The following is a 25,166-nucleotide window of genomic DNA, read 5'->3' on the forward strand; positions in this document are numbered from 1 at the left end:
TCAATTAACCTGTTAGAATTCCTACTGCTATTTAACCAAATCACTTTCTGCTTTAGAACCCAGTACCCGGCGCGCAATACTGAGAAGCAGCTCGGCATCGGGCGGCTTTTCCACATACTGAGACGGATCCGGAATATTGTCTTCCAAGCGGAAATTAAGCATTTTCAGGTAATGAATGAATGTCTTTCGAGGCACGGCGGACAGCATGATCACCGGAATATTCCGAAGGGTGCTGTCCATCTTCAAGCCCTGATACATCGCCACCCCGCCCTCCCCCGGCATCATCACATCCAAAATGATAAGATCCGGTATAATTTCCCTGGCTTTCTCAAGCCCCGCTTTCCCGTCACGGGATACTACCGGCTGGTACCCGTTGGTTTCGAAGAGAGTCGAAATGAATATTCTCATATCTATCTCATCGTCGACGATCAGCACTTTCGGCTTATCCATTCGCACACTCCATTTACCTCCCCGCGTCCCGTTAAAAAATCAAGCCACATCCGTCACTTTGTCCGGATGGTTCACACTGGCGACCGGACTTGCCGCCCGGAGGACTACTTGTTCCACCGTGCTCCCGAGAACAGCCTCTTCAAGATCGACCTCCCGCGTATGGTGCGCCATCACGATCAGGTCCGCCTTTTTCTCTCTGGAATACTTCAAAATCTCCACATAGGGAATTCCTTCCCAAATTTCGACTTCATAATTGTCAAACCCGTCCATCTTGCTGACATACAGATCTTCAATTTTCTTCCTGGCCGTCTCGATCTGCTGTTCAATTTCCTCCTGTCTCTCTACTTTTCCAGCGGCAATTTTGCTGATGTCCAGAGAGTGAAAAAGATAAAGTTTACAACCGATTTCCTTGGCAACCTTCAATGCGAAAAGAAATGCGGACATGGATGCCTTGGAAAAATCCGCGCCGAAAACGATGTTGGAAAAATACCAGAAGCAATTGGCACACGGCCGGCTGACGATGAGAACCGGGGCTCTCGAACTCTTTGCGACCTTCTGCATCGTACTGCCCACGATGTTCCGGAACCGGGTGGCGCCGATTTCATCTTCCCGCGTATGAGCACCCATGACAATCAGATCCACGTCCTCTTTTCGTGCAAACCGAAGAATCTCCGTAGCGGGAACACCGGCTCGGGTTTCAAGGATACAATTCTTCGTTTTCGCCAATTGCACCGCGTAGGTGTTTCTCATCTCCTCTTTAACCCATTCCGTATAATCGGTATCGAAGCCCGCCTGCTCGCCGGTACGAATGTCGGTTGAAAATGCACCAAAACCCCGCGTCGGAATCCCGTAAGCATGAAACACATACAGCTGTGAACCGTATTTATTGGCCAAATCAAACGCTACTTTTGCCGCATGGTCGCAGGTCGGTGAAGCCGTGGTCGCAAATAATATTTTTTTAAACATATCTACCTCCTTATTTCGCATTCCCCCGGCGTGGTGTGAAATCCCAACTCCCAGGCAATGCCATCAATAAATTCAAACAATGTGCAGGCCGTCTCAAATTCGAGCACATCCACTTGGTCACCAAAAACAATATGCCGAAGTTTGCCGAGCCTTAAAGGGACATCCAATAATCCCGACAGATCGATGGTACGAATTTCCAAACCTTCTTCTTGGCCTGCGCTTCTAAGACTGTTATATATTTCCAACCGCGGTTTCCCGGGAAACCCTATCATTTCAATTGTTTTTCCAAACTCAAGCTGCTTTAATGCCAAATACCCCGCATCCGCTTCAGAAATCTCGTGGTATCGTTCAATCGCGCCCCGAAAAAATTCACTCAGCTGCTGAAGCACAGGATAAGTCTCCAGCATGCAAAAATAACTTCGAAGGCAATACCCATTGGCCAGCATAATTTGGTCGCCCAAAAACACCAGCGGATTCAGCTTTTCCAAGGGATAATGGTTAACGTGAATAGATCCGTTTATTTCCAGATTAATTTTTTTCATACACGTTCACCCTCACAAAAACATCAGCATTCTGCCGGGCATACTATTTCTCATGCTATTGGCCCTGTTGCCCCTACCTCATTGCATAGGACGTGCCTGAAAAATAAAAAAACGCCATAAAACGTATATGAATAATGATATCTTTGTGTTACTTCGATATAAGACAAGACCAACAGGCGTTATAATGGGTATTTGCTTGTTGCGGAAAAGCAACATAATCCCAAACTGTTCGGTCAATATTAAAACAAGCCCGACAGGCGTAATGCATTCTAACTATAAAATTTTAAAAATTATTGGATGTTTTTTCGATATGAAAAAGGTACCGGAGGGAATGTTGCAAGCAAAATGCAACATTATGTGCTTAATAGCAACGCTTGGCAGATATTTATTGATACCCGAGCCGGCAAAGCCGGAGGCTGGGCGGCTGCTGGGCGGAAAACAACCTTCTCCAGTTATGCACACCTGTTTGTGCTCGTTTCTGATAAAGGCCCCCATGCTGGGGCTCTCCGAATAGAACGCAATACCGATGAGAGAATTTAGAGGATGAAAAGCAGACGGCAGACTAAAAATCCAAACCACTTGAAAGCGCGGGAAGATTATTCCTGGTTGATTTTTCTACAGGGGAAAAAACCGGCCAACCCCTCGTCATCGGAACAACAACCGCAGTCATCACCCAACAAAAACAGCGGGTCGGCCTGGCATAAAGACGTTGCCCCCGGACGCGTCTGCAAAATATCTTCTATCGTTATAGCATCCAGAATACTGTAAAGGGCCTCGGTCGCTTTCATCCATGCCAATCGAACCCTGCACACCTCGGACATGGCGCACTTTTCAGGCTCACTGATGCAAACAACCAACTCGGATTGTCCTTCAAAAAGGCGAACCAGCTGGCCCAGCGTGATTTCCGAAGGCTGTCGGTTGAGAATATGGCCGCCTTTCGGACCCCGTATACTTTTTACCAGTCTAGCCTGCTTTAATATGCGGATCAACTGCTCTAAATATTTAACGGGGATGCCTTGTTCTTTGGATATCTCGCTTACCTGAACAGGCCGTTGCGTGCCCCGGCGAGATAATTCCAATAATATGCGTGTTCCGTAACGGCTTCTGGTGGATAACTTCATAAGTATCACTTTATTATCACTGTTGAATGTTTACGCAGGGTACTAGGGGTTCAATTGGCTTGTCAATAAAAAGTTTGCGCGCGTTGTTGCCATGGAAAATCGTCCATGTTACGATGAGCTGGCGATAAATTACGCACACCGGTTAACGGCCCCTATTTTGATATCAGTTCTTGGTTGATCGGCTGCTTCTTTTATCGATACCCTGTCAAACCTCTCGATCAACCCTATTAAGGAGTTTTCCCCATGAAAAACAAAGCATTCCAGGACTATTACACAGATGAACACAGCCATTGCTACGGTTGTGGCCATCTCAACCCGGATGGCCTTCAGATAAAAACGTATTGGGACGGCGATGAAACCGTGACTGTTTTTACGCCCAAGGAATACCACATGGCAATGCCGGGATACGTGTATGGCGGACTTATCGCCTCGGTTATTGATTGCCATTGCACGGGCAGCGCCGCCGCTGCCGCATATCGCGCGGAAAACAGAGGCATGGACACGGAGCCGCCGATTCGCTTTGTTACCGCCTCGCTTCACGTCGATTACCTGCACCCCACACCCATTGGTGTGCCGCTTGATATTCGAGGAGAAATTTTAGAAATAACGGCTCGCAAGGTGGTATTGGCCGCTACGTTATCCGCAAACGGCCGGATTTGCGCCAAAGGAAAGGTTGTTGCAGTAAAGGTGCCTGTAACCTTTAAGTAACACACGGCATGCGCATCATCACCGGAAGGGTTTAAAAACCACCTTTATAAGGCTTAAAAACGGTTTGGAATATTCATAGACACCCCTTCGACCCGCAGGCTACAGTTCTTTTACGAAATCCGCGAACGGCATGACATGCGACATGCGGAAAATTGGCACAGTCGTGGCGCTTATTTGCAACAGCGTGTGGTGTTTTTTTTACTTCACCTTGAACCGGCACGGTTGAATTGCTAATAACGCATTAGATTACAACTCAGGTTCAGCAAAAATTTGAGACCCGTATGGAACCGAATAAAAAACTGGTCACTTCCGGCAATAAACACCTGGACTTGCTGTTGGATGGCGGCATTATCATCGGCGACAATGTGTTGTGGTATGATAACGCGGGCAGTTTGGCGCAGCTTTTCTGTTATCATCTGATTCAAGCCTCCATCGCCAAGAAAAAATCCGTCATTTATATCAACTTTGACAACAGCCCCAAAACGCTTCTTGAAAAACTCGGCCCTTTGGCAAAATATCCCGCCTTAACCATTCTCGACTGTTTTACCAACGGCAAGGGGGAAGGCTCTGAGATATTTCAAAAGTTTTACAACCGGGGACGAGGAGATAAAATTTGCCAGGTCATTCGCATCGAGGATCCGCACAACCCGGATCATGTGATGGGGGCTTTTTACGGTTTGCATAAGACCATGACGGGCGATGTGCGGTTTATTTTCGACAGCCTCACCGGCATGCAAGAGCTTTGGGAAAGCGAAGAGCAGATTCAAAAATTTTATTCCCATTCCTGCCCCAGGCTCTATGAGTTAAATACGATCGCCTATTGGATCGTTGAGAAGGAGGCCCATTCATCCGTTTTAAAAGCGCATCTGAATAAGATCACGCAGGTGGCTATCGATCTGTCGCTAACCCGTGGAAAGACCTCCCTCACGATTCTTAAAGCGGATAAACGCGATCTGAATATCCTCAACAAAACCGCTAACTATAGAAGCAAAGGCATGGAGATCGTCTTTGAAGGTGAACAGGGGCATTCTGAGGCGATCAATATCGGCGGACGGCTCAAGGAAATTCGAACCCAAAAGGGGCTGTCCCAAACAGAGCTGGCCAAATTGGTGGGCGTTACGCCTAGCACGATTTCCCAGGTGGAAAACAACCAGATTTACCCTTCGCTGCCGGCGCTGTTTAAGATGTCCGAAATTTTATCCGTGGACGCCGGCGCTCTTTTCCAAAAATCCGCCTTCAGCGCCGATCAGGTGGTTTACGCGGCCAAGGATGCGGTGGATGTTCAGTTGCCTAGAATTCCAAAAGAATCCGGACGAATATCTTTGCTGACAAAAGTCGGCCTGGATTCAAAAATCGAGCCGTATTTGATTGAGCTTTTGCCGGGGACAAAACTCGCCTCACATTTTTTCATGCATAAGGGCGAAGAATTGGGGTATCTACTTTCCGGCGAGCTGAAAGTGAAGCTCGAGCGAGGCGTAAAAACCATTCAGGCCGGGGATATCATCCATTTAAAATCATCCATTCCATTGCAATGGGAGAGCACCGGTTCCGATGCGGCAGCCCTGTTATGGATCAAGATAAAATAAAGGCCCTTCGGACGAACCGGAAGGGCCTTTATATTTAAGATTTTCGCTTTAACACGACCGATGATTATTACATATTGAGAATCTTCTTGGCGCTTTCATTGTTCACATCGGACACATGGGGAATGCCCGTTTCGTATGCGGTTTCCCGGTTTCCGGAAAAAATATCGCTTCTGGCAATCTTCGGAAGGGAAAATTTCCGCGCGCCTGCCATGAGTTGCTGAAGCCCGCATGCCAGTTTGTCGGTAAGCGTGCAAAATGCGATGGCACCATAGGGGATTTTCGCCATCTCGTCTTTCCCCAATTTCTTTTCCAGGGCATGATATCCGGCAAATATCTCATCGGCATTTCTTCCAATTTGAAGCACGGTCTTGGGCAGCTCATTCCAGTTGCCGTTGACGGCATCTCTTAGCTCCGGATGAAGCGCGCCCTGAATATTGGCACCCAGGAAGCCCGGAATCATCATCGCTCGGCCCATACAAACCATCTTGGTATAGGGCGCACCCAGGGCCAGCGCTTTAAAAATGTGATCCTCCAAGGCAAATCCGCCCGCAAAGGACATATCCACGACATCTTGTCCTTTTGCCGACAGAATACTGGCATACTCATGCGCTTTTGAATGCAGGTTGATGGAAGGAACCCCCCAGCTCTGCATCATGTTCCAGGGACTCATGCCCGTTCCACCGCCGGAGCCGTCAATGGTCAGCAGATCCAGCTTTGCGTCCGTAGCAAATTTGATCGCCATGGCCAGCTCTTCCATCCCGTAAGAGCCGGTCTTGAGCGTAATGCGCTCAAACCCGATACTGCGAAGGTATTCAACGCTGGTCATAAAATCTTCTTGCACCTTTTCGACGGAAGATAAATTGGTCCCCCCCAACCGGCTGTGGCGGGCAAAGGAATTAATCGCTTTTCCTTCAAAGGCTTTCTGCACTTCAGGCAGCGTTGGATCGGGGTCGACCACATAGCCTCTTTCCTTAAGAAAGATGGCGTAATCAAGGCTGGTCACTTGAATCTCTCCGCCGATGTCCTTGGCACCCTGCCCCCATTTGAGTTCGATAATGCATTTGTCCCCATATTTATCCACCACGTATTCGGCAACCCCATTACGGGTGTCCTCAACATTGAGCTGCACGATGATGGCGCCGTATCCATCGAAATACCGCAGATAAGTGTTGATCCGGCGGTCCAGCTCCGGAGCGCTTTTGATTTTACCTTTTCTGGTTTCGCCACCGGCAATTTCCGAGTTGCGGTCCACGCCCACCACATTTTCACCGATGACAACGGGAATTCCCACCAGAGCGCCGCCTATAGCAAAGGCATCCCAGTATTTTTCGGCCACAAAGGTCGACCCCATCGCACCGGTCATCAGCGGCATCCGAATTTCTGTCTTTTTCTTCTTTCCGAATCGGGTTTCCAGATTGACATTAGGGAAAATACAGTCATCCGCGTCGCTGGTCAAACCACTGCTCAAACCATACGCGCCATACGCATAGCCTTGAATTCGAAGCGAATTATAAGAAACACCCACATGACAGGTATTGTTTGCACCGGCGGTTACCAAACCGAAACTTCTCGGATAAAGCAATTTGCGGCCAACCATGCTGGACAGCCATGTTTCACATTTCCCCATGCAATCGGCGCGACACAGCGTACAAAGACTTGATTCAGCGGGGTTTCCACGGTTCGATGTTCCCAATACATCATTTGATTTTTCAAATCGCATCACAATCCTCCACATTTTGTTTGGTTTCGCTCAACACACTATTCCGACAGGATTAGGATTGAGCCAGTTGGAATGCCGTTCATGCCGCGAATTATTCGAGGCATCCGAGCCCCCTCTTCGAAACCAGACGCCGCTGTCTGACCATCGCCCGGATTCCCCTCCCCCTGACACGCCGCTGTGCAGTGGGATCGACAACCTGACCATAAACACCGTTCGTGTTCACCCGGACCGGAGGGTATTAAAAAATTAGGTGCGCTGTATTTTTTAAGCTAACTACTTAGGATAACACTTAAAATTTCGGATTTTATCGCTATAAAAAAAGCGCCTACCTCCCCTTCTTAAGGAAGCAGACGCCGTTGTCCGCGGATTCTCCCTGCTTTTGAGCCGATGAGATTGCACGCCATTGTGCAAAAAGAACAAAAATCACCGAACAAACAGGGTGGATAATATGACATGGTAGACTATCTAATCAAAAGCAATTAGTGCAACTGTAATTTAATGTCAATCATCAATATCTATGGCAACCGGTATTTTTTAGTCAGGCTTATTCAAGCAGGGTGAACACGGCAGGGTCTTTTTGATTGTGGCGCGTCTTTGCGACCTGATCCGATTTATTTTTTTTATTCTATAACAGTGTGTTACACATAATTTTGCCAAGATGGCGTTACAAAGGCGATCTAACCGGATCATCCGTGCATGACCTTGGACCAGATGCGGCATTCCCGGGCCAAGTACATGAGAGCTGAGAACCGATCGGAACCTTTCATGCCGGTAGAAGCATTGGTATTCATAATCGAAGCGATGGTCCTCTATTTTTCGGTGTTACGATGATGTCTTTCTTAAATCTTGACACACAAGCCGGCTTTTCCTATATATCAGCCATAAAAAAGCAAGGTTATATTACCCACCACCTCACCATCACTGAATCGAGTATGACGAGCCTTTAAAGAAAAATTATTATGAGTTGTTTACGTTTAATTATCATTCTGTTCATTCTTTTTTTGGCAGGGGCCGTGAGCCCCGGGGAAATTCGAGCACAGGACCACAGGGACCAGGAACAGGTCCAAACCCAGCTGCAGGTGCTGCAAGCCTTAAACCAAATTGCAGTATCCCTGACCCATATCATCATCTATAACGACAAGGTGGTCCTCGACCAGGAATACAATGCCATCATCAACAACTTGAATTTGAGCAAGATTCCCGACGCCGACATCATTACCTTGCTGCAGGAGCTCATGGATCTTCTCACTAGTTCAAAAATTCAAGATAAGGACCGCGACTACCTCACTCACAACTACGAAAAGAATGTTCAAAACGAGCTTAAAAAAAGAGTGCAGTCGCGCATTTTTGACACCGACCTGGTCATTAACCCCTATACGACCATTTTAAATGCCGTACTTAACGTCGGGTCCTTTTATTTTAATTACCGCTCCCAAATGGAGGATTACAAAAAGGAGCAAGAAGAGAAGGTATGGAAAATTGAAGCCAAAACCCTTCAGGGGCTTAATAATTTTTACAAGAAACTGCTCAAATATTCCTGGGAGTTAATGCGGCGCTATAATTTTCCCGATGAATGGCGGCTGGACGAAAAACAGCTCAGCGATTATATCGCCATTTTAAAAGAAAATGACCTTAAACTGCGCTATCGTAAATTGGAGCGGATCGAAAACGGCTTTCAGAAATTTCCACCCTACTGGTATTACCGTGGACAAGCGGCCCAGGAAATCGGAAATAAAGCGGAAGCACTGCGCTGCTTCAACCAGTTTCAGCTCATTCATCAGGGCATTTTACGAAAGGATCCCTATGCGGCCTCCACCGCCATGTGCAAAACCGTGTTGATGGCTGAACAGGCCACACCGGATGAGCTTAAAAACGACCTGGAAGTGATTTTGGCCAATTCGGAGGATGCCGATTGGGGCAACATCCTTTTTGTGGCCCTTCAGTATGCACGGTTGGGGGATTCGGTGAGGGCCGGCCAGCTGATATTGCGCAATTTGGACAACGGGCATTTCGCCTTCATTGAAAATCCGGATATGATTCGCACAGTCGGCCCGGTTTTACTGCTAAACGCCCAGCCCGATGTTTTCAACCGCATCATGGACACGGTGCTGGAAAATGACAAGCTTAAAAATTACGATGTGCTGTGGCTTTACGGGCAGATCCGCAACCGCGATATTTTAAAAAAAATAGAACCGGAATTCGACCATGTGCTGTTGCTCACTGAAAGCAGATCCCTTTTGAACCCCCTTAACATGTTCAAAAGTGACAACCTGATCCTTTTTTTACCGACCCGATGGATGGCGGACAATATGGCGGTGACCTTGCGCCTCACAAATGAATCCAAAGAGCATCACTTTCAACCCGCCGAGATGGTCCCGCTACCCGCCTTTCCGGAAATAACGGTGCTAACCTTTAAAAATGTTCTTTCAATCAAAACCATTATCAAGAAAAAGCGCTGCGTGCAAATCGCCATCGCGCTTGAACGCGAAGCACTTTCAACCGACAGAACCGATCAGGATGCTTACGGTATCGAACTGTTTTTTGCATCCAAGATCGTGCCGTCCGAAGAACATTTGTCCAAAACTGTAAAATATTCAAACTATCTCCTCTTCACCGCCGCCGAAGACAAGCCCAAGCCCACCGATAAAAAGGCGAGCGCCGCAAAAGCTGAAGGGAAGAAAGATGCGGACGACTACGACCTTTGGTTTGCAAAAGAAAAAATTGTGGTGAACGGTGAGATCTTTCAGTGGAGCGATGACGGCGTGATTTTTGAATAATGGCTCACCGATGGTTAGTTTCCCCCTTGTGTTTTAATTTTGGGATGTCTGCGGGGTCGAAAATAATTTTTTAAGGCAACACCGGGTTCCCCCCGTCATTTCCCTATCAGCTGATACAACCTTTGCAATCCAGCGCCACTGAGAAGAATGCCCCTGGCGACTCATACCGGCGCCGCTCATGACATCGACCAAGGGCGAACTTGTTTTTATTACAGAAAAATCGAATAGTTTGACAATCCCACCTGTTTTTGAGATATTTTTTTATGAAAATTGCCCGGGAAACGAATTTCGGTAATAGACCGCTCGCGCAGACGGTTGAAAGGAAACCGTGAAGTATCGATATGTTTTCGGATTTCTGATTTGTACCGTCTGTCTTTGCCTCTATCTTTTTCATATAATTTACAGCGAGGCCAAAGACAGAGCCATTGCCGAATTAAATTCGCGGCAGATGATCCATGCCCGGCAGGCCCAAAAAGGGATTGAGAATTTTTTCCACAATTTAATTGCAATCATCACGAAGCTTGCCAAGTCTGGCCATATCGCCGATATTGATGATTGGGGCCGGCACGAGATGGACTTTGCCTTAACCATTGATCCCGAGGCCATCACCGCACTTTCCCGGGTGGATGCTTTCGGCAAAATAATCTATACATCGCCCTATAACGCCGCCCTTATCGGCCAGGACCTTTCCAGTCAAAAACACATTCATGAGAGTCTCACAACGCATCGGCCCGTTGTCAGCGATGTTTTCACCGCGGTTCAGGGGTATAAGGCCGTTGCCTTGCATGTGCCCGTGTTCAAAGGAAATGAATACCAAGGGTCCATCGGTATTCTAATTAATTTTCAGTCTATTGCCATGCGGTTTCTGCAGGAAATTCATATCGGCAAAACCGGTTATGCCTGGATGATCGATAGAGAAGGAACAGAGATCTACTGCCCGGTTCCGGGCCATACGGGCAACTCCGTTTTCGATAACTGCAAGGATTTTCCGGACATCCTTTCCATGGCGAAGAAGATGACGCAGGGCCGCCAGGGCACGGCTGTCTATCTGTTCGATCGCATAAAAGATCAGCACCGGAAAACCGTCAAGAAGCATGCCGTCTATCTGCCGGTTACCATCGGCGACAACTTCTGGAGCATCGTTATCGCGTCGAGCGAGGATGAATTGTTGGCATCCCTGGTAAGTTTCAAAAACAAAATTCTCGCGGTTGTGGGCCTGCTGCTGCTCTTAAGTTTTATTTTTTCCTATTTCGGCACAAAAGCATGGGGAATCGTCCGGGAGGAAACCGCAAGGCGAAAGGCTGAAGCCGCCTTGCGCGAAAGCGAGGAAATATTCAACCAATTGCTGGAGCAGAGCCCGATTTATATCTTTTTTAAAGATGAAAAAATCCGTTCCATCCGTCTGAGCAAAAATTATGAAAAAATGCTGGGAAAACCAATAGAAGCATTGCTCGGCAAAACCATGGACGATCTTTTCCCGTCCGAGCTGGCCAAAAGCATGATCGCAGACGACATGCGAATATTAAATGAAGGCAAAGTGATTCACACGGAAGAAGAACTTAACGGGCGGATTTATACCACCACCAAATTCCCCATTCATCTTGATGGAAAGCCGCGCTATCTTGCCGGGTACACAATTGACATCACGGACCGCAAGCAAATGGAGGAAGAAAAGCGATTTCTGGAAGAGCGACTCCAGCGGGCCGAGAAAATGGAGGCATTGGGAACCCTGGCCGGCGGGGTCGCCCACGATCTCAATAACGTGCTGGGGGTGGTTGTCGGCTATGCGGAACTGCTTTTAGACGATGTGGCAGCCCCAAGCCCACTTGCCAGCGGTCTTCAGGCTATTCTGGGCGGAGGGCAAAAAGCCGCCGCGATGGTGGAAGATCTTTTGACCCTGGCCAGAAGAGGGGTTCCCGGCAGAAGCATTTTGAATCTGAACCGGATCATCGTTACCAATCTCAATTCACCCGAATTTGAGCGCCTGTCCGCCGCCCATTCCGGCGTCCGGATCAAAACATCACTTGATCCGGACTTGCTGAACATTGCCGGTTCCGCGGTCCATCTGGCCAAAACGTTGTTCAATCTGGCTTCAAACGCGGCCGAGGCAATGCCGGACGGCGGTACTCTGACCATCCACACCACCAACCGGTACCTCGACAAGCCGATTCAAGGGTATGATGAAATCCGGGAAGGAGACTATGTCGTTCTTTCCGTATCAGACACGGGAGAAGGCATACAACCGGCCGATCTTAAACGCATCTTCGAGCCCTTTTATACGAAAAAGGTCATGGGTCGCAGCGGCACAGGCCTCGGACTGGCCGTGGTCTGGGGCACCGTGAAGGATCATCATGGATATATTAATGTTCATAGTGAAGCTGGCAAGGGCAGCACCTTTACCCTTTACTTTCCGGTGACGCGGGAAGAGCTGACCGTTGAAGCCGCCTCAATACCGATTGTTGAATATATGGGAAACGGGGAATCCATTCTGGTGGTGGATGATGTGAAAGAACAACGAGATCTGGCAACAACGATACTCAAAAAGCTGAACTACAGTGTTGAAAGCGTTTCAAGCGGAGAAGATGCGCTGGTCTACATGAAAACGCATTCCGTAGATCTGCTGGTGCTGGATATGATTATGGACCCCGGCATGGACGGACTGGATACCTACAAGAGCGCTCTATCTATTCATCCGAAACAAAAAGCCATTATCGTCAGCGGGTTTTCCGAAACCGAGCGGGTAAATGCAGCCCTGGCCCTCGGTGCAGGGGTATATGTGAAAAAGCCCTATATCATCGAAAAACTTGGACTGGCCATTCGAAAAGAACTTGACCGCGCGAGTTTCAGGGAACCTGGGCAAAAAAAATAAATCAACTTGAAACCGCCCTGCAAAATGGTCTATGTCTGGAGCGGTTTTTTAATTCATTTTCAAGAACAATTCGGATGCACCGGCCGATGCGGCGGAACATCGAAACCCATTAAGAATCTGGAAACCGTTATAATGAACCTGGATCGTCTGACGCATGCCGTACTGGATCACTTTAACCGGGCCGCCGAGGCGGCCTTCGGCCAAATCCCACCCGAGGTGAAAATTGTCGCTCCGCCCAATGTGGCCATGGGCGATTTTGCCATCGAGTGCTTTGCCCTGGCAAAAACCTTTCGAAAAGCCCCCAACCAGATCGCGCCACAAATCGCGGAGCGTTTTGAAAAAGGCGATTTGATACAGGAAGTTACCGCAGCGGGGCCGTATATCAATGTCAAAATAAATCCCGGTGAGCTCTTTTACTACGCATGCAAGGAGCTTTTCACCCTGCCCCCGTTTGTCACGCCGCCCATATCCAAAGATTCCCGGCGGGTAATGGTGGAATATCTTTCACCCAACACCAATAAGCCGTTGCATTTGGGCCATGTGCGAAACGGCGCGCTCGGAATGGCGGTGGCCCGGCTGTATGAAGCCACCGGGTGTAACACCATTAAAGCCAACCTCGTCAACGACCGGGGCGTTCATATCTGTAAAAGCATGCTGGCCTGGCAAACCTGGGGGAACGGCACAACGCCTGAGACCGAAGGGATGAAAGGCGATCATTTCGTGGGACACTGGTATGTGCGCTTTGCAAAGGAAGCCGATACCAACCCAAGCCTGGAAGAAAAAGCCCAGACCATGTTGCAGCAATGGGAAAACGGGGATTCGGAAATCATCCGCATTTGGAAGATGATGAATGAATGGGTTTACGCGGGCTTTGCCGAGACCTATCGAAGACTCGGCCTTGCCTTTGACGCGTTCTACTACGAATCGCAAACGTATCAACACGGCAAGCAGGCGATCTTGGAAGGACTTGAAAAAGGCATTTTGTTTCGGGATCAAAAAGGCAACACGGTTTTTTCTCTTCCCGAGAAAAGTTTCGGTTTAAATGAAAACGGCGAGCCGAAAAAAATCACCCTGCTGCGACCCGACGGCACAAGCCTGTATATGACCCAGGATATCGGCACCACGCTTTTGAAAGTGGCGGATCATCACCTTGAATCGTGCATTTTTGTGGTCGGAAGTGAGCAGAATTATCATTTCCAATGTCTCTTCACGCTGCTGGACGCTCTGGGGAATGAGTGGGCGAAAAATTGCCACCATTTATCTTACGGCATGGTCTATCTTCCGGAAGGGAAAATGAAATCCCGGGAGGGAAAGGTGGTGGACGCCGATGATCTGATCACGAGCATGGAAGCCCTGGCCGCCGAAGAGGTGCGAAAGCGTGATCCGGATCATGAACTCACGGAGGCGGAGGTATTGAGGCGAGCCGAGAAAATCGCATCGGGCGCCATCAAATTCTACCTGTTGCGAGTCAAACCGGCCCAGGACATTCACTTCGATCCGCAGGAATCCATTTCATTTGACGGCTTCACCGGCCCCTATTGCCAATATGCCTACGCCCGCATTTGCGGCATTTTGAGAAAAGCGGCGGAAAGGGGATTCGATATTGCAACGCAACCCGGCGCCATGCATCTTTTGGGGGAAGAAGAAGAACTCGTTCTGGCTCACTTGCTGATTCGATTTCCGGAAGCCGTGGCGCGGGCGGCCAGGGAACTTAACCCCTCTTTCATCGGCAATTACATCTTTAACACAGCCAAATCCTTTAATCAGTTTTACAACAAGCACTCAGTCATCAACGCGGAGGAAAAGGAATTGGCCATCGCAAGGCTTCATCTAACCGCTGCCGTGGCCCGCATGATAAAGGAAGGACTGCGGCTTCTTAATATTGACGTTATGGAAAAAATGTAGCGCATTCGGCAACAACCGGCACCAATTTCGTTCCGCAGCCGACAAGTATCAGGACCCTGATTTGCGTCGTAGCGGAAAACTTGTAGTTGTCGATTTAAGCCACTATACGCCACGCTCAAGAACTTTCGGATCCTGCATCAAGCGCTCACGAATGCCTTTGCTCACATGATAGGTTCGACTGAACTCCGACCAGAAATCCTTGTCCTTTTCCTGCCATCCGGGGCCGAATCGTTCATTAAAATAGTCCCCGAGAATCTCAAACAGGAATTTCCAGGTCGGCTCGCCTCGCTGCCAGGTTCCCAGCAGTTTTTCCAGCATTTTATCCAGATCCGCCAGTACTTCCTTCGGGAAATAGGCGATGGCCCCCTTTTGTATGGACGCCATCAGGGTTTCGGGATTCACGGCATGGGCGGTCAACATGACCGTGGGTATCTTTTTTGCGACACATTCCCCCAGCAGCACCAGACCGTTGACCCCCATGATATCCAAAATCGCCAGATCATACGGATTCATTTTTATTTTTTGAACCGCCTGCTCGTAATCCTGCGCCGTATCGATTTTCGCAAGGTCCAGAATCTCCTCGACGGACTCCAGAATATCCGGATCATCGTCCACCACCAAAATATGTTTTCCCGACAAATAAGATGAAGATGTCACTGGACTCTCCTTTTAAAAATGCCATTGCACCGCAACGGTTTAATATGATATTTAAATCGGCATAATGAACCGAAAAACAGCGCCACGTCCCCGGCCACTTCTTAATAAAATATCCCCCCCGAGACATCTTGCCAGGGCCCGGGCACCGGCAAGGCCGAGCCCATGACCCTTTCGGGGTAAGTCCAAACATGCGTTCGCTCGCATATAACGTTGAAAAATCTGTTTATGAAAGGATGCCGGTACGCCGGGGCCATCATCCCGAACATCTACAATAAAGCCGACCGGACCGATATCCACCCTTATCTCGACCTGTTTCTTGCGATGATACAGCGCGTTTTTGACCAGGTTACCGACAATTTGCTGAAACTTTCGCTGATCCTGAACAATCTCGACCTGATTCGCCTGCTCCGACACCTCGAACAGAACATTTTCCCGCTGCAGCGCTTCGCCGATCTGCCGGCGTGTCTGCGCCGGTGCGATCGATTCGGCCAACTCGACGGATACACTCTCCGCAGCCTCGACCAGTGCCGTGAAAACCGCCTCTGCGGGTCGAAACATTTCCGAAATAAAACAGCCGGATTCACCGCGCCCGATTTCAAGAAGTTCTTGAAGAAGTCTTCCGGCTTTGCGCGAATTTCTCAGGGCGCGCTCTAGTGTCCGTCTTTGTCGCTCGGATAAGGGCCCGAACTTGTCCGGGCGCTCCAGAAGCGTTCGTATGCCGGCCTCTATCACAGCGACGGGATCCTTCAGTTCATGCACAAGAAAATCCACATCAATTTCCCTGAAAAACCCGATTGACGACGATTCGGAAGAATTCTTCACGCTTTCCTTAAGGATTTGGCGGGTTTCCGACATATTGAATTCGGCCTCATTGAAACCATAATATACAAAAGGCGACAGCGCCCAACTTGCCGCCATACTACAATGATTCGGACTTCACCACCGGTCGCGACAACTCATCGGGAGCGACCGTCGGCTCATCGTACGGGGAATCAAGCGAAATTTGCACTCCCGGCTCATCTCCTTCGGCAACGATCAGGCGGTCCATTGAAAAATACCGCTTAAGATCTTCTCGAATGAACCGGTCCACCCGCTCAAGGTTTTTCTGGTGCGGGTGGGACAAGGCCTTCATATCAAGTTCCGGTGCTGATATCAGTGCCAACACATTACCGCGCACACGCTGCCAGATATATTCTTGGTAGGGAGTGGTGAGCGAAACCAGGCGGTCCACATCCTCCCGACAAGCCTGAAAATATCGCGGTAACCGCCATTTGGTAAACCAAAGCGCCGAAGCGGACCAAGTGATCAACACACCGAACAACGGCAGCACCAGCTTGTCGATTGCGACCGCTCCAGCTAAAAGAGATAACAGAAATGAGCGGCCCCCCGACCCGGTCACCATGGCGGAAAACAGATCGATCGTTATAAACACGCCGATACCACCGATAACGGCTTTCTTAACCACACCTCGCAATGCGCACCGCCCGCCCTTGACAAATTCGACCATTGCCTCCGCGGTCAGTTTGAGTTCATGAAGCTTTCGATCGAGCAGGTGCAGAATATGGCTGATTTTATGCCCCGGAGCAGCCAGAATTTTCTCCTTGAGCTGATTGCGCTCATCCACCCATGCTTCGAGTGCTTTGGTTTTGCGGCGCACAGTCGGAGAAAACGTTAAAAAAATTCTAGGGATATCCTTGCGCCCGGTCATCTGGGAAAGGTTCCAGCACAGCGTGCCGTAAGAACGAATCAGATCGCCGAGGTTATCACATTCATCAATGCGGCTCATCACGTAGACCACCCGATCTTCCTCGGATGTTTCCGGAAGCGTGCCGCGAATTGTTGTATAAGTTTCCTTGATGGTGCCGGCCTTGTGCGGATCAAACATCAACACCACCAGATCCGCAAGCAGGGCAAACTCACCGATCACCTTTTCAAAATCATATCCTCTGCCCTTTTCCGTCACCGAATCAAGCATTCCGGGCGTATCGATAATCGCCAGGTTTTCCAGCAGAGGAAAATCAATCAGTTTCATTTGGAAATGGGAGCTGAGTTTCTCTCCATAGGCTTTGAGCCTTGAAAACGGCAGCTGATCATCATTCACCAGAGACGCGCCGGTGACCAGACCCAATTTTTCGTTGACCCCCGGCGCCGTGATAACGGTAAAAGAATCATCGGTAGGCGCCTGGCCGGTAAGCTGAATCTCCGCATCTAGAAGCTCATTGATCAATGTCGATTTTCCCGATGAATAATTGCCCAGCAGCAAAACGATCGGTTTCCATTTGAGCACCATCGCCAATTCGCCTGAATCAAGCAAATATTCTTCAAACAGAGGAAACAGCTTTTTTTCAACCCGGGCTTGAATCTCTCGCTGCAGCTTCTTCTCATTCATTTGAAGGGTCCCCGTGTTTACTGCGCGGCCTTGAAGATCTATCCAGCGCGCGTCCATTCGAAAATGACAGCGCCAGTTTTTCGTACATAGCAGTTTTTTATTCATTTTTCCATAAGGAATGGTGAAATGGGCAAAGCCTTCGCGCCAGACCCGTTTTACCATTAGGTGAGCAACAAGGCTGTAATAAAAAAATGTTGATATTTATAAACACATTGTTTATAAAGTATGAAACGAGCCAATTTTCCTCCCTCAAACAACCGGAGCCATTTATTTGCCGATAGCACGATTTGACCAATTTTTAGAACGGTTATCCCAAGCTGCCGGCATCGGCTCTCAGACGGCGCTTGCGGATGTATTGGGGGTTAACCGTTCCGCTATCACGCAGGCACGAAAAAAAGATGCGATTCCATCCAAATGGCTGCTGCAGATTTACCGCACCTACGGGTTAAATCCGGATTGGCTTGAAAAAGGTGAGGGGCAAACCTTCATCGACTCGTCCCATTCACCGATCGGCCAGACCGAAGCGTTCAGGCAAATCCCAAAGGTCAAGGCCCGCCTGTGCGCGGGTGACGGATCATTTGAAGTCGAATCGGAGATAGACAGCTTTTTTTCTTTCCGGGCCGCTTGGTTGCAACGAAAAGGGACCGCGGCGCACATGGTGCTGATGGATGTTTTCGGCAACAGCATGGAACCGGAAATAAGAGACGGCGATACGGTGCTGATCGATAAATCTCAGAAGGACATTCTGGCGGGGGCCATCTACGCCGTCGGCATTGAAGACACGATTATGGTTAAACGCCTCGAAAAACACCCGCAAGCGCTGGTGTTAATCAGCGACAATACATCTTACGCCCCGATTCACCTGAAAAAGGAAGATATGAATACCGTCCGGATTATTGGGAAGGTCGTCTGGATCTGTCGCGAATTATGTTGATTACCAGCGGCCATTTTTCGAGCCGCTTTTTTTAGGTCCAAATGTTTATAAATATAAACTTTCGTTTTTTATTATCAACAACCCTGATGCCAAAACGCTTCAGTTTGGCCTGGGCCATGTGAGTCAGCAAGCCAACCGGCAAAAGGCATTGCCTATTTTAAGGATTATAACCGGCACGATGTATAGCGGCTTAAAACATAGAAACATGGAAGGGAGGAACCAACTCATGCTGGCACATATCATGAAAAGCGCTTACGACTGCTTGTGGATGGCAACAACGGTAATCTTCAGCATGGTGTTAACCTGCGTGTTGGGCGGATAAATTGGCGCGGCTTATCTTTCCCGCTGCACCAACGGCTCCGCCAGATCATTTAATAGATATTGCGAGCCTCGACCATGCGGACCAACGGCGCCGTAAAACGATGCCGGGGCCCAACCGTAGGTGTTCCAGGTGCGCGTGACAATCAATTCGTCCTTGGCCCGGGTGATGGCCACATACAGGATTCTTCTTTCCTCTTCCATCTGATCTTCGGAGCCAAGGCTGCGCAAATGCGGATACATGCCGGGCTCAACGCGTATGAGATAGCATACCGGCGCTTGCGTCCCTTTGGCGCTGTGAACCGTCGTCAAAGTGACCACATCCTCTTGTCCCTTCCTTTGGGCTGAAGAAACGGAAATGGGATCCAGGGTGTAAATTTCCAGAAAAGCCGAAAGGCTGCGATGCTCACCGGAGAGCCGCACGAGAAGATCCAAATCGCGGCGTCGGATACGCCAGTTCTCATAACGGGTTTCCAGCATCGGGCTTAAGAATTCCACTGCTGCCTTCATGGCCGCCGCCGGCTCGCTCAACTGCTCAGCTACCTGGCGAGGGCCGTTAATAATGTTTTCCCTGTTTTTCAGCTTGACCGCGAGAAAGGTCATGGCCTCGAAAAAAGTCTCTCTTTGATTCATGCCATGAATCAGCTTAGCCGCCGTTGCGTCGCCGATTCGTGGCCAAAGCGTCAAATATCGAGCCCAAGCCAGCTCATCGCGGTGATTGGCAGCGGCCCGAACCATGCTCAGCAAATCCTTAACATGGGCCGTCTGCAAGAGACTGGTACCACCGATAAACTGGTACGGAATCTCCTCCTCGACCATATACGACTCCACGGCCCTGGCGCCGTAACCGGTCCGGGTAATAATCATTATATCGCGCCAGGCTGTCCCGTTTTCATGGCGTCGCCGCAAGTCATCAACAACCCACCTCGCTTCTTCTATATCCGAAGAAAAATCCATCAGCACCGGCGTGCTCTTCTCTTTTCTGACAGCGGTCAACCTTTTGCCGTATTGAACCGGGGATTGTTTCAACAGCCAATTAGACAGCTCAAGGATTCCCTGCGTGGATCGGTAATTTTCTTCCAGCCGGAGAACAACCGAATTGGGCACCCGAGAAGTAAAAGAATGAACATTTCTGAAATCGGCGCCGCGAAACGCATAAATACTTTGCGCGTCGTCACCGACACAAAACAGTTTCGCCGGATCCCGCAACCCCTGAAGTACTTCCCACTGCAACGGATTGGTATCCTGCATCTCATCGACAAGAATATGATCATATAATCCGCGCAAGTGTGCACCGATGTCCGGATCATGTAATCGCTCCACAAACCGAAAAAGAATATCATCGTAGTCAAGATACCCGTTTTGACGTTTTCGTTCATCGTAGCGGCTGAAAATCCGGATGACCTTTTCAGCCGTTTGCGCATCATAATTCGTGTACTGGTCCAGATACTCCCCCATTGGCCGAAGCGTGTTTCTGGCATAGGAGCATTGATTGAGCAACTCGGATGCGCGTGGGAAAGGTCCAGTTTTGTCTTTTATCTCGCTTCGAATTAATCTGAGAAGCTGAAGCTGATCATCCCGGTCAATAACCGTAGTCGAATCCAGCTGAAAGGCCGAAGGCATTCGCCGCATACTGTAGAGACAAAAATGATGAAAGGTTCCCGCCAATATTCTTGCCGAATGGGCGCCGACCATTTGATTCAACCGATCCACCATCTCCCTGGCCGCGCGGCGCGTGAATGAAAGCAATAAAATACGTTCCGGCTTCACCCCGCGCTTTACAAGGTGCGCGGCCCGGGCAATAATAGTGCGCGTCTTTCCGGTACCGGCGCCGGCCAACACCAATACATGCCCGTTTTCGTATTCAACAGCCGCTTGTTGCTGGCGGTTCAACTCCATAATCTAACACCTGATTCGATCAAAAGACGCATGTCTTCACCCCTTGGCACGCAGACCGTTACTACTATCCCGCTGCCCGATGAAACCGATTTCAGTTTGATATCATGGCAACGCATCAAGGTGATACTTGTATAAAAGGATACGGATGAAATATTGCGTGTTTCCGTGACTCGTGTGCAGCCTTTCGAAGGGGAGAGTGGAATTGCTCAAAAGGACATGGCGCATTCGATGGTAGCGGCTGCTTATCAATAGCATAACACTTTGATTCTAAACCGATATCTTTCAGGACAAGTTTAGACGCCTCGATTGCAAACCTTATGAACCGTCTGCGCGTGCCAAGCGCCTTTTCCGGAAAATGTAGGAACATGTTCATCTTCCAGGCGTTGGGCAATCTCTTTATAGGTCATGCCGTCTTCACGCAGCCTGAGAATCGATTCAACCACTTCATCACGATCAATCATGGCCGGAGAAGCCGGTTGCGCGCTTTTATGAACCTCGCTTTGCCCTTGGCTATCTGCAGTGAACGGGCCTGAAAAAGGGACATCATCTCCAGCGCCTTCAACCAGATTTTGTAATAAAACAGCGATCGTTTCGAAAATCTCAACCTGACGTACCTGGGCTTCTACGGTGCGTTCGACAACTTCGATCACCTTTCTCTGGCCTTCTTCGATACCGGTGAGCAGCGCCTTGATTCCCGGCATCAGGTCCACCATCAGGTCCTCAAATTCGCTTTTTTTCTGAAATGGCCGACGCTGTTGATCCCGAGCGCCACGACGCTCCGGCCCACGGTATTGGGGATTGTTGTATTGTGGTTTGTTTCGTTTTTCGTAATTACGTTCCGTGTTTTTTCGCAAATTATGCAGAAAATCGTCCATAAAGGACCTCCTTGTTTTGGTTTTTCCCCGATTAAATCCAGCTCCCCGGGCATCGGCGATAGAAACCATCTGCATGTGCGCCGCCGCCGGTAAAAGAAAAAGAGTTCAGGTTAAACCACTTCATTGTAACTGTCAAAGGAAAGATTTGATTTTTCACCTTTCCAACCATTGTGTTTTGCCCCAGACACCCAGCCGCGTCAGTACAAAATCATAGCGTACGGGATCCTCGGGCACCATGGCTTTAAAGCCGTTCGTAATTTCCAGCGCTGTTTTCATATCCCCTTGTTTGCGTCCGGTAAACCCCAAATTCAACCCGACGCGGTGCATATGCGTGTCCAAAGGAATAATCAACCGGGACGGTGGTATTTGTCGCCATTCACCCGGATCCACGGCATCCCGGCGAACCATCCATCGTAAAAACAAATTCAGTCGTTTGCACGCACTGCCACGCTCCGGTTGCGGCAGCAAGTGCCCGGGCGACGACGGCGCAGCCTCCATCACAACGCTCACAAAATGCGACAGCGCCGGTAAAATCGTTTCGTCCGTTTCGCTATATCCGGATAGAAAAGCCGCCTGAAGCGAACCGTATCGATTTATAACACCACCCGCTCCCACCAGTAGTGCCGATATTTCTTCACCTGTTGCGAAGCGATGGGAAAAGCCCGCAAACATTTCTTGAAAAGAAGCCCATGAAGACTGTAATAAAAACTGATGTGGCGAAGTGCCCATTACCCGAAGAACGCGGGAAACGCTGTTTAGGATTTGGGTCACTCTGCCGTAAGCCAGCGCCGACGCTAAAAAACCGACAATTTCCCGATCCTCGGAAGAACTGAAAGCATACAAGAACTCAATAGGGTCCGGATGAACATATTTGGGATGATTATAACTTTCGTACAGGCAGTCTAGTTTTTTTTAAGTCCATGTTTATCTTATATCGACCTGAAAAGCACAAAGCAACCTTGAAAAAGAATGGTATTGAAAAAGCCCTCACAATTTTTTTGTTGTCCATACCCTCAGCCGCCGGCCATTGGTGGAAAAACATACCGCACCGCATGTCGCCGTACCGTAGAGCCGTTCGCATACCGCACGATAGCGCACCAACGCCTCCGGATGCGGCAATGGCCGCCAGGTTCGCGATGCAGCTGAAAAAACGACCACCCGTGGTTGTACCTTTTTCAAGAAGGCTTCTGTGCCGGAAGACCGGCTTCCATGGTGAGGAGCGATCAGCACGTCGCTTTTAAGGGTATCGCCGGCATTGTTCACAAGCTCCCCTTCGGCTGCTCGTTCTATATCGCCCGGAAACAAAAACGCATGCGCACCCAATCGCACCTGTACCACCAACGAATTATTATTGGTGGTTCGCCAGGCAGCCCTTGACCGGGTGCCCATATAGTCAGCCGGGGGATAAAGATACTTAATTAGAACCTCGTCCATTTTTTCGATACGCGGCGAAGTCCGAAAATCGGTTGCCAAAATTTGTTTTTCCGCGATGATCCGCTTCAAATGATCATATGCTTTTGTATCGACGGACTCATTATTGCTCATGAGTCGCTTGACACGAAAATTTTCGGCAATATACAGCAGTCCGTTCAAATGGTCGCTGTCGGGGTGAGAGAGAACGATATCTTCCACCGTTCGAATTTTTTTCCGCAGCAACAACGGGGCGATAATATTTTTCCCGACATCAAAGACGTCATTATCGGCAAAGCCGCCACCGTCAATTAACAAAACCCTTCCACTCGGCAATTCCAATAAGTTCGCCGTACCCTGTCCGACATCCAGCACGGTTACGCGCAGATCATTTCGCCAAAAACGCTGGTAGCACCAGTATCCGATATCCGCCAAGAGGATCAGCGCACAAGCCGCTATCCCCACTCGAAGAATATCCAATCGTCTGTGCGCTTCGGCCATCCGCCCATTTTGCCGAAGGAAAACAGATATCAGTAACCCTATCGTGACATAGTAGCCACAAACTTCCAGCGGCGAAGGCACGATCGTCATGACGGCAGCAAAGGGCCACGCCGCCATTTTTTCCAGGATTACCAACAAGGCGGACACCAATTGATCCGCAGGCCACAAAAGCCACGCTGCAACCACCTGACTCATGAGAAGCATGCATACGGCAAAGAGCGCTAACGGCAAAACCACGAATCCGATCAACGGCACAAAAACCAGATTTGAAACCACCCCGATCATTGAAACCTGTTGAAAATACATCATAACCAGGGGCAACGTGCCCAAATTCGCGGCTATCGACACAAAAAAAAGCATTAGAAGTTTTCGCTGCATCACAGCCCACAAGGATAGGCCCGCGGAGGCAATTACCCTTTTAACCGCATGAAGGCATAAAATGGTCGCCCCGGTCGCGGCAAATGAAAGCTGAAAAGAAACGGCTATCAATGTGGGTGGATCTATCAGAAGAATAACGATGGCGGCAGCCGCTATAGTGTTAAGCAGATCTTGCGCACGCCCGATACAAACGGATAAAAAAAACAGGGTGATCATGCAAACCGCTCGTTGAGTCGAAGGTGACATACCGGCCAAAAGCCCATATCCCCATACGGCCATAAGGGCCATTACTACCGCGCCGCGCTTGGTCCATCCCCGCCAAAGTAAATACGGAATAAAAGAGAGCACCCGGCCAACCAGAAAAAAAACGACCATACCGATGATGCCGATGTGAAGCCCTGAAATTGCGAATAAATGCGCGATTCCGGCCCGTTCGAAGGCACGCCGGGAATCTGATGAGAGATCGCCTCTCTCACCCAATAAAAGCGTCTTGAAAATTCCCAAATTTTTCTCGGCGGCATGTTGCGATAAAAATATCCGCATCTCGCGGCGAACTTCGCGAATCATTCTCGGAAAACCGGTGCCGTCCTCTCTTTGCAGAATCCCGATCGTACCAGCTCGCGCGTAGACAGAAGCCCAAATCCGTTGCGCCGCCATGAATCGTTTATAATCAAACCCGCCGGGGTTGTTGAAATTCTGTAACGGCCGAATATGACCTTTCAGCCGTATCGTATCGCCGATCATCAGCGCCGGTCCGTCATCGGCGAGCGTGACGCGCAATTTGCCACTCACCCGGGTTCGGGTATTCCCCTTATCCAAAAATTGAACGCTGAGATTAAATTTTACGCGATGATGGTTGATTTCAGGCAAGGTGTCAATTCGCCCCACAATGGCATAAACCCCCTTGTTCGAAAAACAGGAAATATGATCAGGCGCAAATCTTGGCGCAGCCCAAGGTTGAATAAGAAGATACCCGAGGCAAAGAAAAACAAGGGCAGGGATAAAAAAAACCGACCGCCTCAAGAAAAAACAAATCAGCCAGCCGGCAAAACAGACCGCGACTGCGCCGGATACCCACTGCCGGTGGTCCGGCCAGGCATATCCCAGGGCGATACCACATATCAATGCGCACGCCGGTATCAGCAAGGGGCGGTTCATTAA

General features: G+C 49.3%; 18 protein-coding genes. 6 read left to right on the forward strand and 12 right to left on the reverse strand.

What is annotated here, in order from left to right; all coding sequences use genetic code 11:
* Window positions 1-27: 27 nt before the first annotated feature.
* The 4 genes from RBT11_10425 to RBT11_10440 all read right to left on the reverse strand — a co-directional run bounded on the left by RBT11_10425 (window position 28) and on the right by RBT11_10440 (window position 3,079).
* Complete coding sequence (locus RBT11_10425; GenBank protein MDX9787184.1) at window positions 28-450, reverse strand: response regulator; 423 nt, start codon at window positions 448-450, stop codon at window positions 28-30.
* A gap of 39 nt (window positions 451-489) precedes the next feature.
* Window positions 490-1,416, reverse strand: coding sequence for a universal stress protein (locus RBT11_10430; GenBank protein MDX9787185.1), 927 nt, complete (start codon window positions 1,414-1,416; stop codon window positions 490-492).
* Between the two features lie 2 nt (window positions 1,417-1,418).
* Complete coding sequence (locus RBT11_10435; protein MDX9787186.1) at window positions 1,419-1,958, reverse strand: hypothetical protein; 540 nt, start codon at window positions 1,956-1,958, stop codon at window positions 1,419-1,421.
* A 596-nt stretch (window positions 1,959-2,554) separates the two neighbouring features.
* Window positions 2,555-3,079 (reverse strand): Rrf2 family transcriptional regulator, encoded by a 525-nt coding sequence (locus RBT11_10440; protein MDX9787187.1) that lies wholly within the window; start codon window positions 3,077-3,079, stop codon window positions 2,555-2,557.
* Window positions 3,080-3,322: 243 nt separating this feature from the next.
* Between RBT11_10440 and RBT11_10445 the strand changes: the two genes are divergently transcribed.
* Both RBT11_10445 and RBT11_10450 read left to right on the forward strand, forming a co-directional pair.
* On the forward strand, window positions 3,323-3,787 hold the full coding sequence (locus RBT11_10445; GenBank protein ID MDX9787188.1) for a PaaI family thioesterase: 465 nt from the start codon (window positions 3,323-3,325) through the stop codon (window positions 3,785-3,787).
* A 281-nt stretch (window positions 3,788-4,068) separates the two neighbouring features.
* Window positions 4,069-5,373 carry a helix-turn-helix domain-containing protein gene (locus RBT11_10450; protein ID MDX9787189.1) on the forward strand — a complete coding sequence of 435 codons (1,305 nt, stop codon included), beginning with the start codon at window positions 4,069-4,071 and terminating at the stop codon, window positions 5,371-5,373.
* Between the two features lie 67 nt (window positions 5,374-5,440).
* Here the strand turns inward: RBT11_10450 and RBT11_10455 are convergent, their stop codons facing one another.
* Window positions 5,441-7,093, reverse strand: coding sequence for a glutamate synthase-related protein (locus RBT11_10455; protein ID MDX9787190.1), 1,653 nt, complete (start codon window positions 7,091-7,093; stop codon window positions 5,441-5,443).
* A gap of 959 nt (window positions 7,094-8,052) precedes the next feature.
* On the opposite strand from RBT11_10455, the gene RBT11_10460 reads away from it, so the two are divergent.
* From RBT11_10460 to argS, 3 genes are all read left to right on the forward strand, one after another.
* Window positions 8,053-9,870, forward strand: a complete 1,818-nt coding sequence (locus tag RBT11_10460) for a hypothetical protein (protein ID MDX9787191.1) — start codon at window positions 8,053-8,055, stop codon at window positions 9,868-9,870.
* Between the two features lie 328 nt (window positions 9,871-10,198).
* Window positions 10,199-12,739 carry an ATP-binding protein gene (locus RBT11_10465; protein ID MDX9787192.1) on the forward strand — a complete coding sequence of 847 codons (2,541 nt, stop codon included), beginning with the start codon at window positions 10,199-10,201 and terminating at the stop codon, window positions 12,737-12,739.
* 132 nt (window positions 12,740-12,871) lie between these two features.
* The gene (gene argS / locus RBT11_10470; protein MDX9787193.1) at window positions 12,872-14,644 is read left to right on the forward strand and encodes an arginine--tRNA ligase; all 1,773 of its coding nucleotides are present in this window, start codon (window positions 12,872-12,874) and stop codon (window positions 14,642-14,644) included.
* Window positions 14,645-14,746: 102 nt separating this feature from the next.
* Here argS and RBT11_10475 read toward each other — a convergent pair whose 3' ends face one another.
* The 3 genes from RBT11_10475 to RBT11_10485 all read right to left on the reverse strand — a co-directional run bounded on the left by RBT11_10475 (window position 14,747) and on the right by RBT11_10485 (window position 17,690).
* On the reverse strand, window positions 14,747-15,301 hold the full coding sequence (locus RBT11_10475; protein MDX9787194.1) for a response regulator: 555 nt from the start codon (window positions 15,299-15,301) through the stop codon (window positions 14,747-14,749).
* Window positions 15,302-15,352: 51 nt separating this feature from the next.
* The gene (locus RBT11_10480; GenBank protein MDX9787195.1) at window positions 15,353-16,156 is read right to left on the reverse strand and encodes a HAMP domain-containing sensor histidine kinase; all 804 of its coding nucleotides are present in this window, start codon (window positions 16,154-16,156) and stop codon (window positions 15,353-15,355) included.
* Between the two features lie 64 nt (window positions 16,157-16,220).
* Window positions 16,221-17,690 (reverse strand): dynamin family protein, encoded by a 1,470-nt coding sequence (locus tag RBT11_10485; protein ID MDX9787196.1) that lies wholly within the window; start codon window positions 17,688-17,690, stop codon window positions 16,221-16,223.
* Window positions 17,691-17,961: 271 nt separating this feature from the next.
* Here RBT11_10485 and RBT11_10490 point away from each other — a divergent pair, with 271 nt between their 5' ends.
* Window positions 17,962-18,624 carry a S24 family peptidase gene (locus RBT11_10490; protein MDX9787197.1) on the forward strand — a complete coding sequence of 221 codons (663 nt, stop codon included), beginning with the start codon at window positions 17,962-17,964 and terminating at the stop codon, window positions 18,622-18,624.
* A 333-nt stretch (window positions 18,625-18,957) separates the two neighbouring features.
* Here the strand turns inward: RBT11_10490 and RBT11_10495 are convergent, their stop codons facing one another.
* The 4 genes from RBT11_10495 to RBT11_10510 form a co-directional block, all read right to left on the reverse strand.
* Window positions 18,958-20,841: an ATP-dependent helicase gene (locus tag RBT11_10495; GenBank protein ID MDX9787198.1), complete on the reverse strand. Its 1,884-nt coding sequence runs from the start codon at window positions 20,839-20,841 to the stop codon at window positions 18,958-18,960.
* A gap of 293 nt (window positions 20,842-21,134) precedes the next feature.
* Complete coding sequence (locus RBT11_10500) at window positions 21,135-21,716, reverse strand: recombinase family protein (GenBank protein ID MDX9787199.1); 582 nt, start codon at window positions 21,714-21,716, stop codon at window positions 21,135-21,137.
* Between the two features lie 153 nt (window positions 21,717-21,869).
* Window positions 21,870-22,613 carry a TIGR02757 family protein gene (locus tag RBT11_10505; protein ID MDX9787200.1) on the reverse strand — a complete coding sequence of 248 codons (744 nt, stop codon included), beginning with the start codon at window positions 22,611-22,613 and terminating at the stop codon, window positions 21,870-21,872.
* A gap of 90 nt (window positions 22,614-22,703) precedes the next feature.
* A complete protein-coding gene (locus RBT11_10510; GenBank protein MDX9787201.1) occupies window positions 22,704-25,163 on the reverse strand; it encodes a DNA internalization-related competence protein ComEC/Rec2 in 2,460 nt (819 codons plus the stop codon).
* Between the last annotated feature and the right edge of the window lie 3 nt (window positions 25,164-25,166).

The organism is Desulfobacterales bacterium (genome assembly GCA_034003325.1).
Classification (GTDB): domain Bacteria; phylum Desulfobacterota; class Desulfobacteria; order Desulfobacterales; family JAFDDL01; genus JAVEYW01.

Coding starts and splice junctions, on each gene's coding strand:
- RBT11_10425 (MDX9787184.1), bottom strand. CDS start 450: ATGGATAAGCCGAAAGTGCTGATCGTCGACGATGAGATAGATATGAGA.
- RBT11_10430 (MDX9787185.1), bottom strand. CDS start 1,416: ATGTTTAAAAAAATATTATTTGCGACCACGGCTTCACCGACCTGCGAC.
- RBT11_10435 (MDX9787186.1), bottom strand. CDS start 1,958: ATGAAAAAAATTAATCTGGAAATAAACGGATCTATTCACGTTAACCAT.
- RBT11_10440 (MDX9787187.1), bottom strand. CDS start 3,079: ATGAAGTTATCCACCAGAAGCCGTTACGGAACACGCATATTATTGGAA.
- RBT11_10445 (MDX9787188.1), top strand. CDS start 3,323: ATGAAAAACAAAGCATTCCAGGACTATTACACAGATGAACACAGCCAT.
- RBT11_10450 (MDX9787189.1), top strand. CDS start 4,069: ATGGAACCGAATAAAAAACTGGTCACTTCCGGCAATAAACACCTGGAC.
- RBT11_10455 (MDX9787190.1), bottom strand. CDS start 7,093: ATGCGATTTGAAAAATCAAATGATGTATTGGGAACATCGAACCGTGGA.
- RBT11_10460 (MDX9787191.1), top strand. CDS start 8,053: ATGAGTTGTTTACGTTTAATTATCATTCTGTTCATTCTTTTTTTGGCA.
- argS (MDX9787193.1), top strand. CDS start 12,872: ATGAACCTGGATCGTCTGACGCATGCCGTACTGGATCACTTTAACCGG.
- RBT11_10480 (MDX9787195.1), bottom strand. CDS start 16,156: ATGTCGGAAACCCGCCAAATCCTTAAGGAAAGCGTGAAGAATTCTTCC.
- RBT11_10485 (MDX9787196.1), bottom strand. CDS start 17,690: ATGAATGAGAAGAAGCTGCAGCGAGAGATTCAAGCCCGGGTTGAAAAA.
- RBT11_10495 (MDX9787198.1), bottom strand. CDS start 20,841: ATGGAGTTGAACCGCCAGCAACAAGCGGCTGTTGAATACGAAAACGGG.
- RBT11_10500 (MDX9787199.1), bottom strand. CDS start 21,716: ATGGACGATTTTCTGCATAATTTGCGAAAAAACACGGAACGTAATTAC.
- RBT11_10510 (MDX9787201.1), bottom strand. CDS start 25,163: ATGAACCGCCCCTTGCTGATACCGGCGTGCGCATTGATATGTGGTATC.